Here is an 18,272-nt window from a genome sequence, read left to right as displayed (position 1 = left end):
GTTTTATTCGTAATCTCCTAAATAGAGTTCGTCAAAATCTTTAATTTCTGATAGTTTGATGAGTGGATTTTGTTTTATAGTTTTCCAAGTATCTTTAAAAACTTCCTGACCACCTTCGTCATTTTTGTTAGTGTTTACTCTTTGAAGTTTCTTTTTAGTTAGGAAATTAATACTGGTTTCATCGCTAATAACTGCTCCGCCATTGCTTATGTCATAACCAATTAAATCAAAATCAGTGTCTTTATATCGAAAAGTATATTTCCAATAACCGTATCTACCATGTCCGTAATGTACAATTAATTTTCCTTTTTCTATTAAAACGCTTAATTCTGGAGGGAAATAAACGCCTCCATCTTCATTTTCAGAAGAGAAACAATTGTAGTTTTTCGCAGCCAATTCATAACGGTTTTTTTTGTTCCATAAAATAATAATCCCTCTGCGGTTTCGGTCTAATTCTCCACGATTTTCGTCTTTAATGATTTTATTTTTATCAGTAGCTTTTATGATAAGTACACAATCTTCAATGCCATCCTTGTCTAAATCACCATTTGTTTTTTCAAAAAGAACATAACCTTTAGGGATAAAATCAGTTGGTTTTTTCCCTTGAGCAAATAGTATTGTTGTAAAAAATGCTGTAAGAAGAATTTTTATTGTTTTCATTGTATTTTCTAATTTTTATTTATACCATCTGACCGGAAAAGTGTTGATGAGATTCCTCATTCTTCGGAATGACAGACTGGACGGTTTTACTTTGTGTAAAAGAACATTTTGAAAGCAGTTTTACCCGCAATCTTGTCATTCCGAAGAATGAGGAATCTCATTTAGTAACTCTACAAAGTTGCTTATTGTTGTAAATAAGAATAATATTTACTCGCTATTAAATTTTATTTTAGTAAAAAGGGGCAAACCTCTGATTGTTTTATGTTTAATTTATAATCTTTAAAATTGTTTAAATTTTCTTTTGGCTTGTCTAAAAAATATTCACAAGTGAAGTCTTTTAAAATTTTGTATTTTACTAATGCGGTTGATAATTTTAATTTCATTCTTTCGGCATCAATTTTTTCTAAAAATTTGATTAAAATATCTGTTTCTTGATCCGATTGGAGATTTTGATAATTCGGAATTGAAATGATATAAAATTCTGTGCATTCAAGTTTATGATTATTCCAACAGTTTTTTATTTCGGTTTCTATTTTTTTTAGATTAGAAAGATCACAAGTTAAAACTTTGAATAGTTTTAATCCACTTGATTTTCCATAACTTAAATGACGTATTTGATAATTTTTTTTATCAATTTTCAACGAATCAGATTTGATATAATCTTGAGAGTAAATAGATGTTTGAATCAGAAAAATTGATATTATAAAAAAGTATTTTTTCATTCGATTATTTTTGTTAAGTCAAATATATTAAAATATTCTTACAAAATATAGTTCTAATTTATTCCTAAAACAAAAAAAGACCCGCAAGTTTGCACTTGCAGGTCTTAGTACTTAATTCTATTTACTTGATACTATTTAATCATCTCAAAACTACGTTTTACGAAAGTAGTTAAGGCTTCACCTTTTAACAGGTTTTGTGATAGTTTAGCTAAATCCAAAGCCTGTTTTACCAGGTGTTCCTGATTGGCTTTGTCTTCGGTGTTTAAAATGGTAGATGCCAAAGGAGAGTTGGTGTTAATAACCAAATTGTACATTTCCGGCATGTTGTTCATTCCGAACATTCCGCCACCCCCGGTTTGGCTCATTTCTTTCATTCTGCGCATGAATTCCGGTTGCGTAATCATGAAAGGCGCAGCCTGGCTGTCTAGAGCTTCCAACTGTACTTTGTAAGTTTGTTTAGAAACTACTGCTTCAACAGCTGTTTTTAAGTTGTTTTGTTCGTCTTCAGATAATTTAGAAATAACAGTATCATCTTTCTTAATTAGGTTGTCGATATGATCCGAATCCACACGAACGAAAGTAACATTCTGATTGTCGTTTTCTAATTTCTGAATTAAATGCGAGATAATTGGCGAATCTAAAAGTAATACTTCGTATCCTTTTTCCTCAGCAATTTCGATGTATGAATGTTGCGCTTCTTTGTTTCCTGCGTATAAAACAACCAGTTTTCCGTCTTTGTCGGTTTGTTTGTCTTTAAGGTTTTCTTTTAACTCCTCAAGTGTATAGTATTTGTCGTTTACTGTTGGGTACAATACAAAAGCACCTGCTTTTTCGTAGAATTTATCTTCCGAAAGCATTCCGTATTCTAAAACAATTTTGATGTCGTTCCATTTTGATTCGAAATCGGCTCTGTTTTCGTTGAATAACGATTTTAATTTATCAGCAACCTTACGGGTAATGTAGTTGGAGATTTTCTTCACCGCACCATCAGCCTGTAATCCTGAACGGGAAACGTTCAACGGAATATCCGGAGAATCCACCACTCCGCGAAGCATCATCAGGAATTCAGGAACAATTCCTTCTACGTTATCGGTAACAAAAACCTGATTTTGGTACAATTGGATTTTGTCTTTTTGGATTTGTAAATCAGCTCCTAATTTAGGGAAATACAAGATTCCAGTTAGGTTAAACGGATAATCTACATTTAGGTGGATGTTGAATAAAGGCTCCTCAAATTGCATTGGATACAATTCGTGGTAGAAGGTTTTGTAATCTTCGTCGTTTAAATCAGCAGGTTGTTTCGTCCATGCCGGATTTGGATTGTTTACAATATTGTCAACTTCAACGGTTTCGTTTACATAATCTTCAGGAGCATCTTCCGGTTTAGGTAAAGTTTCCGTTCTTGTTCCAAATTTAATTGGAATAGGCATGAACTTATTGTATTTGTTCAATAATCCGCTGATTTTTGAATCTTCCAAAAATTCTAAAGAATCATCGGCAATATGCAGGATAATTTCTGTTCCGCGCTCGGTTTTGTCAGCCGGTTCAAGAGAGAATTCTGGACTTCCGTCGCAAATCCAGTGCGCTGCCGGTTCGTCTTTGTAAGATTTAGTGATAATTTCCACCTTAGAAGCAACCATAAAAGCAGAGTAGAAACCAAGTCCAAAATGACCAATAATTCCCGAATCTTTAGCGGTGTCTTTGTATTTTTCCAGGAATTCTTCGGCACCTGAAAAAGCCAATTGGTTGATGTATTTTTCCACCTCGTCGGCTGTCATACCGATACCCTGGTCAATAATGTGCAGTTTTTTACCTTCTTTATCAATCTTTACCTCAAGAATTGGATTGCCATATTCTACTTTGGCCTCACCGATGTTAGTCAGGTGTTTTAATTTTAATGTTGCATCTGTTCCATTCGAAATTAACTCACGTAAAAAGATCTCGTGATCGCTGTATAAGAACTTTTTAATTAGCGGAAAGATATTTTCCACCGAAACATTAATTTTTCCAGTTGTCATATTTAAAATTTTTTAATAGTGTTTTACAATCGGTTACAGCTTATTCAAATAAAGTACCAATTTAATTAGGGGTGACAAAATGTCTTGCTCGTAAATTTTGTAATAAAATAATATCATTTTGAAACAAAATCCGTAAGTTAGATTGTATCTTTGCCTAAGTTTAATATTAAAAATGATAAACGATGAAAAAAATATTTTTAGTTGCAGCGTTTTCGCTGGCATTATTTTCCTGTAAAACATCTTCGGTTACTGCCACTAAATTAGACAGAGGAATTCAAACGGGGATTAAAGGAAATTGGGTAATTAGTTCTGTTTCTTATCCGGGATCAGAATACATTAAAGTGAATTCTTTTCAATTAGCCGATTCAAAATGTTTTGAAGGAAGTACCTGGAAGTTTGTTTCTAATAACAACAAAGGAACAATGGCTTTAACGAAGTACGACTGTCCTGTTTTTAGTTCACCTATTACATGGTTTGTGAATACTAACGGAGAATTTGTTTTGAAAATTTTAGATGCAGGTGAAAAAGCTAAAAAAGTAAGAGATGGTTATGTCTTACAAGTGGCTAATCAAACAGAAAGTTCTTTTCAATTAATTGACAGAATTGATGTGGGTGGAAAATTAACAGCTGTAGTTTACCAATTTCAACGTGTTAACTAAGAATAATAAAATAAAATTTTAAAAAAGATAACTATGAAAAATATATCCGTATTAGCATTAGCTTTCGTAATGGTTTTAGGTTCGCTTTTTACAAGCTGCGAAGCCGTTAAAAATACAAATAAAACACAACGAGGAGCGGCCATTGGAGCTGCCGGAGGAGCAATTCTTGGAGGAATCCTTGGAAACAACCTTGGAAAAGGTGGAAAAGGAGCTATGGGAGCTGTTATTGGTGGTGTTGTAGGTGGGGTTGCCGGAGGTGTTATTGGTAACAAAATGGACAAACAAGCCAGACAAATTGATCAGGCTATTCCGGGTGCCGACGTAGAGCGCGTAGGTGAAGGAATCAAATTGGTTTTAAATGAAAATGCAATTCGTTTTGATACAAACAAATCGACTTTGACAGCTGCTGCAAAAGCAAATTTAGATAAATTAGTTACCGTTTTCAATGAATATCCGGATACTGATATTACTATTTTTGGATATACTGACAGTACAGGACCGGCTGATTACAACCTGAAACTTTCAGGAGAACGCGCTACTTCGGTTAAAAATTATTTAGCAGCTAAAGGAATTGCAGCCAGCAGATTTACTATTCAGGGAATGGGAATTGCTGATCCAATTGCTGATAATGGTACTGTAGAAGGAAGAAGCCAAAACCGTCGTGTGGAATTTGCAATTGTTGCCAATGCTAAAATGAAAGCTGACGCTGAGAAAGAAGCAGCGAAGTAATTTACTGTTTTAATAAAATCACAAAGGTCGTCCCGTCCCGATAGCTATCGGGATTTCGGGACGATTTTTTTTGATGAATTTCCACAGATTAATTTGTGAAAATTTGCGCAATTTGCGGTAAATATTTGAGTTATCTTTTTAAAGATATTCTTTTTTTATACCAAAGAAATCTATCTTTGCAATCCAAAAAAATAACAATCAATACTAATGCTTCAAGTTCAAAATATCTCCTTTGGTTATACCGAAAAACCAGTGGTTCAAAATATCAATTTCTCTGTTAAAAAAGGACAAAATATAGCTGTAATTGGCGAAAGTGGCTGTGGCAAAAGTACTTTGTTGAAACTGATTTACGGTTTGTATGATTTAGATGAAGGACAGATTTTTTGGAATGAAACAGAAGTCTTAGGAACGAGTTTTAATCTGGTTCCCGGAATGCCATTTATGAAATATTTGTCGCAGGATTTTGACCTGATGCCTTATATAACCGTGGCTGAAAATGTGGGTAAATATTTGTCGAATATTTTTCCAGAAAAGAAAAGAGCACGTGTTCAGGAGTTATTGGAAATTGTAGAAATGACGGAGTTTGCCGATGTAAAGGCGAAATACCTAAGCGGAGGTCAGCAACAACGTGTGGCTCTGGCAAGAGTTTTGGCCTTAGAACCCGAAGTTTTATTGCTTGACGAACCTTTTAGTCATATTGATAATTTCAGAAAAAATGCACTGCGCCGTAATTTATTTGCGTACTTGAAAGGACAGGGAATTACAGTACTTGTGGCTACTCATGACAGTACCGATGCGCTTTCTTTTGCCGATGAAACCATTGTTTTACAACACGGAAAAATGATTGTGAAAGCTAATTCGCATGATTTGTATCACAATCCAATTAATAAATACGTTGCTTCACTTTTTGGGGAAGTAAATGAGTTGCGATTGTCCCAATTAATCAGTTTAGAAGGCGAAGAAGACGAATTGGTATTACTGTATCCACATCAGTTAAAAGTAACTGAAAATGGGGTGATGAATGTATTGGTTAAGCAATCGTATTTTAAAGGAAGCCACTATCTTATTAAAGCCGTTTTTGACAGGAAAGTTATTTTTTTCGAACACAATTCAGCACTGACTAATGATACTGTTGTTTGTTTGAATTTTAATATTTAATTAAAGTTTGATCTCGTTTTTTTTATTATTTTTAATTCAGCTAATAAGAAAATTCTTTGCAGAGTTTTGATTTTTAGAGAAATAACTATTGTGAATTAAAATTTTAATTAAAAATGGGAAAATTTGTAATTACAAAAAGAGTTAACGGCGAATTTCAGTTTAACCTGAAAGCCGGCAATGGTCAGACAATTTTAGCAAGCGAAGGTTATTCAACTCAAGCTGCTTGTGATAACGGAATTGAATCGGTTAGGAAAAATGCTCCCGATGACGACCGTTATGAGCGCAAAGAATCTTCAAACGGGAAATTTTATTTTAATTTAAAAGCCGGCAATGGCCAGATTATCGGAAACAGCGAAATCTATGAGTCGCTTGCTGCCCGCGAAAATGGTATAGAATCGGTAAAGAAAAATGCGCCGGATGCCGTTGTGGATAATCAGGCAACATAATAAAAAACAGATTGAATAGAATTAGTAAACCAGTTGTTCAGACTGGTTTTTTTTATTTACATTTATATCTGATGCTAATGTAAAAAACTATTAATATGTACCATTCAAAGATTTCGGGCTTGGGTTTTTATGTGCCCTCCAATGTGGTTACCAATGACGATTTGTCTAAAATAATGGATACGAATGACGCATGGATTCAGGAAAGAACCGGTATTCGGGAGCGCAGGCATATTGAAAAAGGAAAAGACACTACCACAACAATGGCAGTTAAAGCGGCTCAAATTGCTATTGAACGCTCCGGAATTGCCAAAGAAGACATTGACTTTATTGTTTTTGCCACCTTAAGTCCGGACTACTATTTCCCTGGACCGGGCGTTTTGGTGCAGCGTGATTTGGGTTTGAGAACCATAGGCGCTTTGGATGTTCGTAATCAGTGTTCGGGTTTTGTGTATGCACTGTCGGTTGCCGATCAATATATAAAAACCGGAATGTATAAGAATGTTTTGGTGATAGGTTCCGAAGTGCAATCTTCCGGACTGGATATGACTACAAGAGGACGTGGCGTTTCGGTGATTTTTGGTGATGGAGCAGGGGCTGCTATTTTGAGCAGAGAAGAAGATTTGTCGAAAGGAATTCTTTCGACCCATTTGCATTCAGAAGGAATTCATGCCGAAGAATTGGTGTTGACAGCTCCGGGAATGGGTGGGCGTTGGGTAAATGATATTTTAGCCGATAATAATCCCGATGACGAAAGTTATTTTCCGCACATGAACGGACAATTTGTATTTAAAAATGCGGTAGTCCGCTTTGCAGAAGTGATTAATGAGGCTTTGGAAGCTAATAATTTAACTGTTGCTGATATTGATATGCTGATTCCGCATCAGGCTAATTTGAGGATTTCACAATACATTCAGAATAAATTTAAGCTGAATGATAATCAGGTTCATAATAATGTGCAAAAATATGGAAATACTACGGCAGCTTCGATTCCTATTGCATTGACGGAAGCCTGGGAACAGGGAAAAATAAAATCGGGCGATACGGTTGTTTTAGCCGCTTTTGGCAGCGGATTTACCTGGGCAAGTGCTATTATTAAATGGTAAGAAGCGGGAAGTAGGGAGTAGGAAGGAAGTTAGGAGTTTTGTATTTAATAAAAAAGGAAACCCCAATTTTGAGTTTTTCAAAATTGGGGTTTTGTTTAATATTTGGGTTCGTAAATCAATCGCAGGAAGGAACTGAATCGTTCGTTTTCCCTACTAACAGGAATTCCGGTAACAATACCCACCAACAGATTTTCGGCAACCGCCACCCGCATTTGTGGTCTGATGGTCATATCAAAATCTTTGGTTTGTATTTCTTTGTTGAATTCGATTCCAATAAAATTTTTAGTCCCGGGAATCATATAATGAAAATTACTGTTGATTTCCCATGAAGTATGCGTAGAATTTTCCTCAAAATGATGCTCTATTACCGGACCGGTATATAAAAGAGTATGAAAATTGTTGCCCCAGCGTTTTGCAACAATAAAAATCGGGTTGTAAGTGTTTCCGGTAAATAATTTATCATTGCCGTAGTTGTTAAAGGAAGTGAGCCCGAATTCATGAATGTAGCCGATAGCCATGGACGTTTTTAATTTTTCGGATACAAAAAAGGAATATTGAGTGGCTAATTTTAGTCCGTTTAGTTTGCTTCCCGGAGTAGTGGCATTAGTAGCCGACGGATATAAAGTAAAAGGAAGTTCTACTTCAAGTCCTAATCGGTCAATAGGCGCCCATTCATATTCTATCAAGGCCTGGTATTCGTCGTAATTGTTTTTATCAGTTAGTCCAAGACCTACGTTCCATTCTCTCTCTCCTTTTCGGGCACCGAGATCCCGAATTAAATCAATGTAGAGAGGTTCGGCATGTAAAACTTTCGCTCGTTTGTTTTTGTTTTCTGTCTCCTGGATGTAAAGGCTGTCAATAATACTGTTTTCCAGTTCTTTTTCTGTTTGCGCTTTGGCGTTTATAGTAACGAACAGCAAAGCTAATATTGAGAAAGCAGCTGTTTTTAAAGTGTTGTTTTTCATTTTAAAGTTTGATTTTGTTGTACGTAAAGTCGCGTTTTGTTTTTTGTAACAAAAACAAAATCGCATAAAGACTCAAAAAAACAAATCAAACTTCGGGAGGAGGAGAGTGAATTTCGAAATAGGTTTTCAATATATTAGCTTCAATAAAACGGCTGTTTTCCGGATGAGAGCTAAGTAGAATTTCTTTGATTTTGGTATCAAAATCGGGCAGGATATAAAAAGCAACCGAGATTGTTTTTTTGAAAACAAGCTGGTTTTCACTATCGGAATCTTCATTTTCAGGAATGGCGTTTTCAAAACCCAAAACCTTTTCAACAATAATTTCGATAATGGTTTCCTGATCGTTAAAACTTAAATCTTCGGGAATATATTTTGGAGTGATGTCGCTGGTGTCAACACTACAATTGAGCAGATAGAGTGCCATAAAAGCACAAAACAAGCGAAGGACTTTGTTTTTTCTAATTGTAGCTAACATAAGGCAAAAGTAAAAACTTTTCAGTTAAATGCGGTTTGCTTAGCATTTTATTATGATAATGACTAAAATATCTGTCGGAATGCGATATATTGTGTGTTTTACTATTTCTAATTAATGAATTAGGATTATCTTTGCCAACCTAAAAAACAAAGTTTACATGTCATTACAACAGATTCTTACACCATCTATAACCAAAGCGATTCAAAATCTTTTTGAAGTAAGCGTAGAAAAAATTGAATTTCAAGCGACCCGTAAGGAATTTGAAGGCGATATTACTATGGTAATTTTCCCTTTGTTGAAAATTATAAAAAGCAATCCGGTTGAATTAGGGAATAAAATAGGAAACTATTTAGTTGAAAATGTGGCTGAGGTAAGCCGTTTTAATGTGGTTTCAGGATTTTTAAATATTGTTATTTCAGATACTCATTATTTGAATTTCTTTAATTCAATTAAGGATGATGTACAATATGGTTTTGTTACTCCGTCACCGGAAGACAAAGCGGTAATGGTAGAATATTCTTCGCCAAATACGAATAAACCTTTGCACTTAGGACACGTTAGGAATAATTTATTGGGTTATTCGGTAGCTGAAATTATCAAAGCTTCTGGTAAAAAAGTATATAAAACCCAAATTATCAACGACCGTGGCATCCATATTTGTAAATCAATGTTGGCCTGGCAGAAATTTGGTCAGGATCAAACTCCGGAATCAACGGGTTTAAAAGGTGATAAGGTAGTTGGAAATTTCTATGTGGCTTTTGATAAAGCATACAAAGAAGAAATTAACCAATTAATGACAGAAGGAAAAACAGAAGAGGAAGCTAAAAAACAAGCGCCTATTATTCTGGAAGCACAGGAAATGTTGCGTAAATGGGAAGCCGGAGATAAAGAAGTAATTGCACTTTGGAAAACCATGAACCAATGGGTTTATGATGGATTTGAAGCGACTTATAAAAACCTGGGAGTTGATTTTGACGCTTACTATTACGAAAGTGATACCTATTTGTTAGGGAAGGATGTCGTTCAAATGGGATTGGAGAAAGGGATTTTCGAAAAGGATCCTGATGGTTCGGTTTGGATTGATTTGACTGCTGAAGGTTTGGATAGAAAAATTGTATTGCGTTCTGACGGAACAGCAGTTTATATGACACAGGATATTGGAACGGCAATTCAGCGTGTAAAAGATTATCCGGATGTAGGCGGAATGGTATACACAGTGGGGAACGAGCAGGATTACCACTTTAAAGTATTATTCCTTATTTTGAAAAAACTGGGCTTTGACTGGTCAGAAAATCTATTTCATTTGTCTTACGGAATGGTGGATTTACCTTCCGGAAAAATGAAATCCCGCGAAGGAACAGTAGTGGATGCTGATGATTTGATGCAGGAAATGATCGATACAGCTCAGCAAATTTCAGAAGAATTAGGAAAATTAGAAGGGTATTCGGATGAAGAGAAAGCCAAACTGTACAAAACGATTGGTCTAGGTGCTTTGAAATATTATATTTTAAAAGTAGATCCTAAAAAACGTATTTTGTTCAATCCGGAAGAATCGGTTGATTTTGCCGGAAACACCGGGCCATTTATTCAATATACTTATGCCCGGGTTCAATCGATTATAAGAAAAGCTGATTTTGATTTTTCGAATGTTTCAAAAATTGAAACGCTGCACGAGAAAGAAAAGGAGTTGATAAAACAATTGGAGTTATTCCCTGAAGTAATTCAAAATGCGGCTCAAAATCACAGTCCGGCTTTGATTGCCAATTATACGTATGATTTGGTGAAAGAATACAATTCGTTCTATCAGGCATTGCCAATTTTAGGTGAAGCGGATTTGGAAGTAAAAATCTTCCGTGTGCAGTTATCCAAAAGAGTGGCCGATACTATTGCAGATGCTTTCCGTTTGTTAGGAATTAATGTTCCGGAAAGAATGTAATTGATAATTTAATTGTTCCGCTTAGCGGACAAAAAATAGATCACAGATAAAATATTTAACCATTAAGAGCGTTAAGGAATTTAAGAGCTACAAAACTTAATTTTTTTAACGCTCTTAATGGTTTTATAAAAATATCTATTCCAGTAGAATCAAGTTTATAAATAAAAAGAAAAGAGCCGATAATTCAGGATTACCGACTCTTTTCAAACAAACTAACACACAAATTCAACTAATATTTATTTCAGAAAACGATCAATTATAGCATCGCTTTCTGTTTTTGGCGCATCTGCTTTTAATTTAAACAAATGCGAGAAGAGAGATTTCTTATCTACTTTTTCTTCCAGTTTTACATCTTTGTTTTGAGCAAAAACACTATCCCATTTACTCCTTACATTTTTCCAAAGGGCCTGGTTTTCTAACCACCATTTTTGCGCAGCGGCACATTTAGAATCGGCAACTTTAGTGTAAACATCAAATCCTTTTTCATTACTGTTTTATTGCGAAAAAAATTTTGACAAATATAATATATTTATTTAGAATAAATAAAAATAATTATACATTTGCAAAGTTTTAAAGATTTAAGAAGAAATGTCTCGTTCTGAAAAATGGATTGTTTTTATGTCGTTAAAGATGCAGCTGGAAACTATTATAAATTAAAATTTCTTACTATGACAAATGTGGCAGGTGAAAGAGGACATGTTACATTTGAATGCGATATATTAAATTAATGGCCGATACTCATTAACTTAATTACTTGGTTTTTTTTATTTTTTTTTGTCAAAAGAGGTTGGATCTTTCCAGCCTCTTTTTAGTTTTGGTTTAAAGCGAAAAAAATAAGCTAAGTCAGCAAAACTTTAAACTTTAAACTTTTTAACTTTAATCGTTTATCTTATATTTGCAACTTCAAAAAAATCAATACTATGTTCGATAATTTAAGCGAAAAATTAGACAAAGCTTTTCATATATTAAAAGGTCACGGTAAAATTACCGAAGTAAACGTTGCTGATACCTTAAAAGAAGTACGTCGTGCCTTACTGGATGCCGATGTGAATTTTAAAATTGCGAAAGATTTTACTGCCAGAGTAAAAGACAAGGCAATAGGTCAGGACGTATTAACTACTTTACAGCCAGGACAATTATTGGTGAAGTTAGTTAAGGATGAGCTGACTGAGTTAATGGGAGGTGATGTAGCCGGAGTTAATTTACAGGGAACACCTTCTGTAATTTTGATGTCAGGTTTGCAAGGTTCTGGTAAGACTACTTTTTCCGGAAAATTAGCTAATTATCTAAAAACAAAGAAAAATAAAAAACCACTTTTGGTTGCCTGTGATATTTACCGTCCTGCGGCGATTAATCAGTTGCATGTAGTGGGAGATCAAATAGGTGTTGAAGTATATTCAGAGCCTGAAAATAAAAATCCGGTTGCAATTGCTCAAAATGCGATTGCTCATGCAAAAGCCAATGGATTTAATGTGGTAATTGTCGATACTGCCGGACGTTTAGCGGTAGATCAGGAAATGATGGACGAAATTGCTCGTGTTCACGCGGCTATTAAACCACAGGAAACTTTATTCGTGGTGGATTCGATGACAGGACAGGATGCGGTAAATACAGCAAAAGCCTTCAACGATATTTTGAATTTTGACGGGGTTATCTTAACTAAATTAGATGGAGATACACGTGGTGGAGCTGCATTATCAATCAAATCTGTTGTAAATAAACCAATTAAGTTTGTAGGTACGGGTGAAAAAATGGAAGCAATTGATGTTTTCTATCCGGATCGTATGGCGGAGCGTATCCTTGGAATGGGGGACGTTGTTTCGTTAGTTGAAAGAGCACAAGAGCAATTCAATGAGGAAGAGGCCAGAAAACTGCAAAAGAAAATTGCGAAGAACGAATTTGGTTTCGATGATTTCTTAACTCAGATTCAGCAAGTAAAGAAAATGGGTAATATGAAGGATTTGGTAGGAATGATACCGGGTGCTTCAAAAGCCATGAAAGATGTAGAAATTGAAGACGATGCTTTCAAACATATCGAGGCTATAATCTATTCGATGACTCCTTTAGAAAGAAAAAAACCGGCTTTGATTGATGTGAAAAGAAAAGCCAGAATTGCAAAAGGTTCAGGAACTAAGGTGGAGCAGGTGAATCAGTTGATGAAACAGTTTGACCAAATGAGCAAAATGATGAAAATGATGCAGGGTCCAGGTGGAAAAAACCTGATGAAAATGATGGGCGGAATGAAAGGAATGCCAGGTGGAATGCCGGGAATGAAATAAATTAGTTTTTTGTTTATGGTTTATAGTTTAAAGTTTTGAGTTGATTCGAATTTTTAAACAAGTCAAAGCCTTAAACAAAAACAACAAACCATAAATAATAAACAACAAACAGTCTTATGCAAATACTAGACGGAAAAAAAACTTCGGAAGATATTAAAAATGAAATAGCTGCCGAAGTACAACAAATGAAAGCCAATGGGGAAAAAGTACCTCATTTAGCAGCGATAATCGTTGGTAGCAATGGAGCTAGTTTAACTTATGTAGGGAGTAAAGTGCGCTCTTGCGAGCAAATTGGTTTCGATTCAACTTTAGTTGCTTTACCTGAAGAAACTACAGAAGCTCAATTATTAGCTAAAATCAAAGAATTGAACGAAGATGACAACTTGGACGGTTATATCGTTCAGTTGCCTTTGCCAAAACATATCGATGAGGAAAAAATCCTTTTAGCCATTGATCCTCAAAAAGACGTGGATGGTTTTCACCCAACAAACTTTGGACGTATGGCTTTAGAAATGGAAACTTTCTTGCCGGCAACACCATTTGGAATTATGGAGTTGTTAGAGCGTTACAAAGTGGAAACTTCTGGAAAGCATACTGTAGTTATTGGTCGTAGCCATATTGTAGGTCGCCCGATGAGTATTTTGATGAGCCGTAAAGGAAATCCAGGTGATTCAACCGTTACTTTAACTCACAGTCGTACTAAAAACTTAGAAGAATATACTAAAAATGCCGATATCATTATTACAGCTTTAGGAGTCCCTGAATTTTTAAAAGCTGATATGGTTAAGGATGGCGTAGTAATTATTGACGTGGGAATTACCCGTGTGGAAGATGCTAGCAATTCAAAAGGATATGTGATTAAAGGAGATGTTGATTTTGATGGTGTAAGTAAAAAATCTTCTTTCATTACTCCGGTTCCGGGAGGAGTAGGACCTATGACTATTGCCATGTTATTAAAAAATACGCTTTTGGCAAGAAAAATCAGAAGCCGTAAATAATAAGAACTACTATTCTATAGAAAGCCTTAAACGCAAGTTTAGGGCTTTTTTTATGGGAGAGCAATCATAAAAAAATGTTTAAATTTTAAACAAATGCGATAGAAACTGAATTTAAAGAATACTTTTGCAGCACTTTTAAAAAACAATCTTTCCAATGGACGATTATTATTCGAAAATAATATTTTAATATAGCATTTGAGTCATTATTCAAAATGCTGTTAACCCTTTTATAGCATTTTATAATGAGAGCATTTTATAAAAATAATGACGGATTAATTGAAGTTGAAGCATGGACTCCTAACTGCTGGATCAACGTGGAGTGCCCAACTGAACAAGAAAAAAAATATTTATTGGAGGAACTCCAAATTCCGGAAGCCTTTTATAATGATATCGAGGATATTGACGAAAGACCTCGTATTGAGATAGAAAATGGTTGGACATTAATCATTATGCGAATTCCTGTGAAAAGTCAGGATATAAAATTGCCTTTCCAAACTATTCCTGTGGGTGTTGTATTTAAGGGAGAAATTTGTGTTACTGTAAGTTTTCAGCAAACGGAGATGCTGACTGATTTTGTAGCTTATACCAAACGTAAACGTATCAATATTAAAGACAACTTCGATTTGGTTTTAAAATTATTGCTTTCGTCCAGTGTTTGGTACCTGAAATATTTGAAACAGGTCAATCAAAAAATTAAACTGGCCGAAAATAATTTGGAGAAATCCATTAAAAATGAAGAGCTGCAGGCATTGTTACAAATAGAAAAATGCCTGGTTTTCTTTATGACTTCTTTGAAAGGGAATGACATTTTATTGCATCGCATTCGAAACATCAAATCACAAAAAGAACATTTTGACCCGGAATTATTGGAAGATGTAGAAATTGAATTGCGTCAGGCGCAGGAAACTACTAATATTTACAGCGATATCTTAACGGGGACAATGGATGCGTATGCTTCGGTGATTTCAAATAACATGAACACCATTATGAAACAAATGACTTCGATTTCGATTATTTTGATGATTCCCACTTTAATTGCGAGTTTGTACGGAATGAACGTGCCTAATAATTTAGAAAACAATCATTATGGAATATGGATTGTGATTTCTATTTCTTCTTTATTATCTCTTTTTGGTGTGTTTTTGTTCAAAAGAAAAAGATGGTTTTGATATTAAAAAAATAATTCACTTTTTTAACTCTAATTCTCCAGTAATTTATAGGGTTTTCTTCTTTTGAGAAAAAATAAGTAAGATTTTTTGCCAAAAGGTTTGTTTTGTATGTACTTTTTTTATTCTTTTGTGTACTAGAAAACTAGTGCACTAATAAAATATATTATGATAAACATTCAACATTTGACTTTTCAGTATAAAAAGCAGGACGCTTTGTTTACTGATTTATCCTTTGAACAGCAAAATGGAAGTATTGTTGGTTTGCTGGGTAAAAACGGAGCCGGTAAATCTACTTTGCTCAAGTTAATTTCGGGTTTACTTAAACCGCAAACAGGAGAATTGACAATTAATGGTTTTAAACCTTTTGATCGATTGCCTGATTTTTTGGCTGATATCTATATGGTTTCTGAGGAGTTTTCGTTTCCGTCAATTACTATTGGATTGTACATCAAAGCAACTGCTCCTTTGTATCCCAAATTTGATTACGAAAAAATGAATCGCATTTTGCAGGAATTCGAATTGGATGCTAGAAAAAATCTCAACGGACTTTCGCACGGACAACGTAAGAAATTCTTAATTGCATTTGCTTTATCAACCAATTGCAGTTTGTTAGTATTAGATGAACCAACTAATGGTTTGGATATACCGTCTAAGAGTTTGTTTCGAAAAATTTTAGTGAGTTCGGTTTCCGAGGAACAATTGGTTTTGATTTCGACCCATCAGGTAAAAGATATTGAAACTATCATTGATACCATCATAGTTTTAGACGAAGGAAAAATAGTCTATAACGAATCGGTTTTTGAAATTAGTCAACAATTACAATTCAAAACCGTTGCTACTTTATCAGGTTTAGAAAAACCAATTTACCAAGAAAAGTGTCTAGGCGGTCATCGCATTATAACGGAATCCAACCTATTTGAAGAAACCGAAATAGACATTGAATTGCTCTTTAACGCTATTATCAATAAAGTAAACTTAAAACCTCAAAGCCATGCTGTTAAATAATCATTTTAATATTAAAAGATTTAGTCTTTTGTTGAAACAGGATTTGTTCATTAATAGAACAAAGTATCTACTGACTATTTTAGGATTAGGACTTGTGACTTATTTATTGAGTTATTGGTTTCTTAGTTCGAGTAAAAGCAGTATAATGAATTATGCTGAAAATATTAATAATCATTATGTAGTTTGTTTTGTGTTTTATATGATGGCAGTTGGTGTGGTTGTAGGAACTGCATTTCCTGATTTGACTGATAAAATTAAAACTGCTAATTATTTACTTTCTCCAGCTTCAACTTTCGAAAAATTTCTTGTGCAGTTTTTGTTACGAATTGGTTTGTTTTTACCAATTGCATTGGGAATATTTTGGATAGCCATTCGTTTGGCCAAAGCTTCCTTAATTCCTGAAATGATTAATGGAAGTCAGTTTTTTGATCCGGCTGTGGTTCCTTATTTTGAATTTCGTTCTTTGGTAACTAGAGAAGATAAATTGTGGGATACCTGGCAAATACTTTTTTTTATTTTCGGTTTTTTCTCGTATAGTACTTATCTTTTTGCGGGAACAACATTATTTAAGCGTTATGCTTTGGTTAAATCCGTATTGATTTCGGTTATTTTATTCTTTAGCTGTATTTTGTTTTCTATGTTACTATCTAAAATTATTTATTCCTCACCTCGATTTTTTGATATACAATTTTACACTTTTCAAGTTACTCAGAATTTTGACAGTACAGAGTTTTCTTTACTATCCTTATCGTTATTTTCCTGGATATTTTTTTTAGGAATGGCTTATTTTAAATTAAAAGAAAAGGAGGCTTAATATGGATTTTAAATCAACCAAAGGGATTTATCTGCAAATAGTAGATAATCTCTGTAGGCAAATTTTAGAAGGACAATTGCAATCGGGTGATCGGGTGGCTTCGGTGCGGGATTTGGCAGCCGAATTTGAAGTGAATCACAACACGGTAATGCGTGCTTACGCTAATTTGCAGGATTCCGGCATTTTTGACAACAAACGAGGCATTGGATTTTTTGTTTCCGAAAAGGCTTTCGAACTTATTAAACAAACTGAAAAAAACAATTTTTTCAGCCAAGATTTACCTGATTTCCTTCTTAAAGTAAAATTACTCCAACTAAACAGTGCCGATTTAAATGAATTATTATCTGTAATTAAACACAATGACCATGAAAACATCTAATATTATATTAATTTCTTTTTTAACCTTTCTTTTCGGAGGGATTACTTTGCTATTTATTGGTTCAAAATATTATAAGGGGATTGATAATAAAGCTGATTTTGCCATTCAAGAAAAGAAAACAGCTCCTTTTTCGGTCGTAGTTGCTGAACCAGGTGCTTATCTGGTTTTAAAAAACGGCAAAGAATTTAGTGTTTCACAGGCTTACAAAAAAGAAGAAGCTCCTGATTTAGCTCCTTTTGAAGTTAGAAACGATACGTTATTTGTGTCTGTAGTAAAATCAAGAAAAGATGGAGAATGGTTCGTTATTCCTGAAGTCTATTGCAAAAATGTGAAGTCTATTCTTGCAAAAGAAAAAACGAATGTTACTTTAAGAAACTACCAAGTGGATAGTTTGTCAATCAGCTTAAATAAGTCTGATTTCTTTTGGGATTTTAACAAACCGGCTTTCGTAAATATAGAAGCTAAAAATTCGAATTTGCATTTTGATGGTGATAATATTGAAAAAATTAATTTGCAATTTGATAAAACTAAATTATATCTAAATTCTCAAAAAGGGGCTAAAATGTTGTCAGGTAGCTTAGCTAATGATTCCTATATAGATGGTGTTATTGTAGATGGAAAGATTAATCTTGGAATAGATAATTCAAGCCGAATGTATTTTAGAAATTAATGAAAATTAAAGATAATTACTATTCAATTTGTTTTCTACAGAGATTGTATAGTTGTTGTAATTTCTTTCTTTTTAACAAATTATTGT

Annotated in this window: 19 protein-coding genes and 1 pseudogene; 14 read left to right on the top strand and 6 right to left on the bottom strand. The window is 34.2% G+C overall.

Annotated elements, in window-relative coordinates; genetic code table 11:
* Window positions 1-3 precede the first annotated feature (3 nt).
* From IEV84_RS10835 to htpG, 3 genes are all read right to left on the bottom strand, one after another.
* Window positions 4-660 (bottom strand): hypothetical protein, encoded by a 657-nt coding sequence (locus IEV84_RS10835; protein WP_188494308.1) that lies wholly within the window; start codon window positions 658-660, stop codon window positions 4-6.
* A 224-nt stretch (window positions 661-884) separates the two neighbouring features.
* Window positions 885-1,382, bottom strand: coding sequence for a hypothetical protein (locus tag IEV84_RS10830; protein WP_188494307.1), 498 nt, complete (start codon window positions 1,380-1,382; stop codon window positions 885-887).
* Window positions 1,383-1,513: 131 nt separating this feature from the next.
* Window positions 1,514-3,400 carry a molecular chaperone HtpG gene (htpG, locus tag IEV84_RS10825; RefSeq protein WP_188494306.1) on the bottom strand — a complete coding sequence of 629 codons (1,887 nt, stop codon included), beginning with the start codon at window positions 3,398-3,400 and terminating at the stop codon, window positions 1,514-1,516.
* Between the two features lie 182 nt (window positions 3,401-3,582).
* On the opposite strand from htpG, the gene IEV84_RS10820 reads away from it, so the two are divergent.
* The 5 genes from IEV84_RS10820 to IEV84_RS10800 all read left to right on the top strand — a co-directional run bounded on the left by IEV84_RS10820 (window position 3,583) and on the right by IEV84_RS10800 (window position 7,495).
* Complete coding sequence (locus IEV84_RS10820) at window positions 3,583-4,059, top strand: lipocalin family protein (RefSeq protein WP_188494305.1); 477 nt, start codon at window positions 3,583-3,585, stop codon at window positions 4,057-4,059.
* Between the two features lie 33 nt (window positions 4,060-4,092).
* Window positions 4,093-4,788 (top strand): YiaD family glycine zipper/OmpA-like lipoprotein, encoded by a 696-nt coding sequence (locus IEV84_RS10815; RefSeq protein WP_188494304.1) that lies wholly within the window; start codon window positions 4,093-4,095, stop codon window positions 4,786-4,788.
* A gap of 207 nt (window positions 4,789-4,995) precedes the next feature.
* Entirely contained in the window at window positions 4,996-5,946 is a 951-nt protein-coding gene (locus IEV84_RS10810) for an ABC transporter ATP-binding protein (RefSeq protein ID WP_188494303.1), read from the top strand.
* Between the two features lie 113 nt (window positions 5,947-6,059).
* Window positions 6,060-6,392 (top strand): YegP family protein, encoded by a 333-nt coding sequence (locus IEV84_RS10805; protein WP_188494302.1) that lies wholly within the window; start codon window positions 6,060-6,062, stop codon window positions 6,390-6,392.
* Window positions 6,393-6,487: 95 nt separating this feature from the next.
* On the top strand, window positions 6,488-7,495 hold the full coding sequence (locus IEV84_RS10800) for a 3-oxoacyl-ACP synthase III family protein (RefSeq protein WP_188494301.1): 1,008 nt from the start codon (window positions 6,488-6,490) through the stop codon (window positions 7,493-7,495).
* Between the two features lie 95 nt (window positions 7,496-7,590).
* Here the strand turns inward: IEV84_RS10800 and IEV84_RS10795 are convergent, their stop codons facing one another.
* Entirely contained in the window at window positions 7,591-8,460 is an 870-nt protein-coding gene (locus IEV84_RS10795) for an HAEPLYID family protein (RefSeq protein WP_229732661.1), read from the bottom strand.
* Between the two features lie 85 nt (window positions 8,461-8,545).
* Complete coding sequence (locus tag IEV84_RS10790) at window positions 8,546-8,935, bottom strand: hypothetical protein (RefSeq protein WP_188494300.1); 390 nt, start codon at window positions 8,933-8,935, stop codon at window positions 8,546-8,548.
* A gap of 157 nt (window positions 8,936-9,092) precedes the next feature.
* Here IEV84_RS10790 and argS point away from each other — a divergent pair, with 157 nt between their 5' ends.
* Window positions 9,093-10,871, top strand: a complete 1,779-nt coding sequence (argS, locus tag IEV84_RS10785; RefSeq protein ID WP_188494299.1) for an arginine--tRNA ligase — start codon at window positions 9,093-9,095, stop codon at window positions 10,869-10,871.
* A 236-nt stretch (window positions 10,872-11,107) separates the two neighbouring features.
* Here the strand turns inward: argS and IEV84_RS16595 are convergent.
* Window positions 11,108-11,347 (bottom strand): annotated as a pseudogene (locus IEV84_RS16595) (DUF6607 family protein); the annotation flags it as partial.
* 129 nt (window positions 11,348-11,476) lie between these two features.
* Here IEV84_RS16595 and IEV84_RS10780 point away from each other — a divergent pair.
* From IEV84_RS10780 to IEV84_RS10745, 8 genes are all read left to right on the top strand, one after another.
* Window positions 11,477-11,599, top strand: a complete 123-nt coding sequence (locus IEV84_RS10780; RefSeq protein WP_188494298.1) for an HmuY family protein — start codon at window positions 11,477-11,479, stop codon at window positions 11,597-11,599.
* Between the two features lie 192 nt (window positions 11,600-11,791).
* Window positions 11,792-13,150: a signal recognition particle protein gene (gene ffh, locus IEV84_RS10775; RefSeq protein ID WP_188494297.1), complete on the top strand. Its 1,359-nt coding sequence runs from the start codon at window positions 11,792-11,794 to the stop codon at window positions 13,148-13,150.
* A 116-nt stretch (window positions 13,151-13,266) separates the two neighbouring features.
* On the top strand, window positions 13,267-14,148 hold the full coding sequence (locus IEV84_RS10770; RefSeq protein ID WP_188494296.1) for a bifunctional 5,10-methylenetetrahydrofolate dehydrogenase/5,10-methenyltetrahydrofolate cyclohydrolase: 882 nt from the start codon (window positions 13,267-13,269) through the stop codon (window positions 14,146-14,148).
* A 242-nt stretch (window positions 14,149-14,390) separates the two neighbouring features.
* The gene (locus IEV84_RS10765) at window positions 14,391-15,317 is read left to right on the top strand and encodes a magnesium transporter CorA family protein (protein WP_188494295.1); all 927 of its coding nucleotides are present in this window, start codon (window positions 14,391-14,393) and stop codon (window positions 15,315-15,317) included.
* 165 nt (window positions 15,318-15,482) lie between these two features.
* Window positions 15,483-16,322: an ABC transporter ATP-binding protein gene (locus IEV84_RS10760; protein WP_188494294.1), complete on the top strand. Its 840-nt coding sequence runs from the start codon at window positions 15,483-15,485 to the stop codon at window positions 16,320-16,322.
* Window positions 16,309-17,136, top strand: a complete 828-nt coding sequence (locus IEV84_RS10755) for a hypothetical protein (RefSeq protein ID WP_188494293.1) — start codon at window positions 16,309-16,311, stop codon at window positions 17,134-17,136. Before IEV84_RS10760 ends, IEV84_RS10755 begins: the two co-directional genes overlap by 14 nt.
* Window position 17,137: 1 nt before the next feature.
* Window positions 17,138-17,515, top strand: a complete 378-nt coding sequence (locus IEV84_RS10750; RefSeq protein WP_188494292.1) for a GntR family transcriptional regulator — start codon at window positions 17,138-17,140, stop codon at window positions 17,513-17,515.
* On the top strand, window positions 17,502-18,185 hold the full coding sequence (locus tag IEV84_RS10745) for a hypothetical protein (protein ID WP_188494291.1): 684 nt from the start codon (window positions 17,502-17,504) through the stop codon (window positions 18,183-18,185). The genes IEV84_RS10750 and IEV84_RS10745 overlap by 14 nt, the downstream gene beginning before the upstream one ends.
* Window positions 18,186-18,272: the final 87 nt, after the last annotated feature.

It is taken from the genome of Flavobacterium palustre, assembly GCF_014639535.1.
Taxonomy (GTDB): domain Bacteria; phylum Bacteroidota; class Bacteroidia; order Flavobacteriales; family Flavobacteriaceae; genus Flavobacterium; species Flavobacterium palustre.
This window is presented reverse-complemented; position numbering and strand designations above follow the sequence as displayed.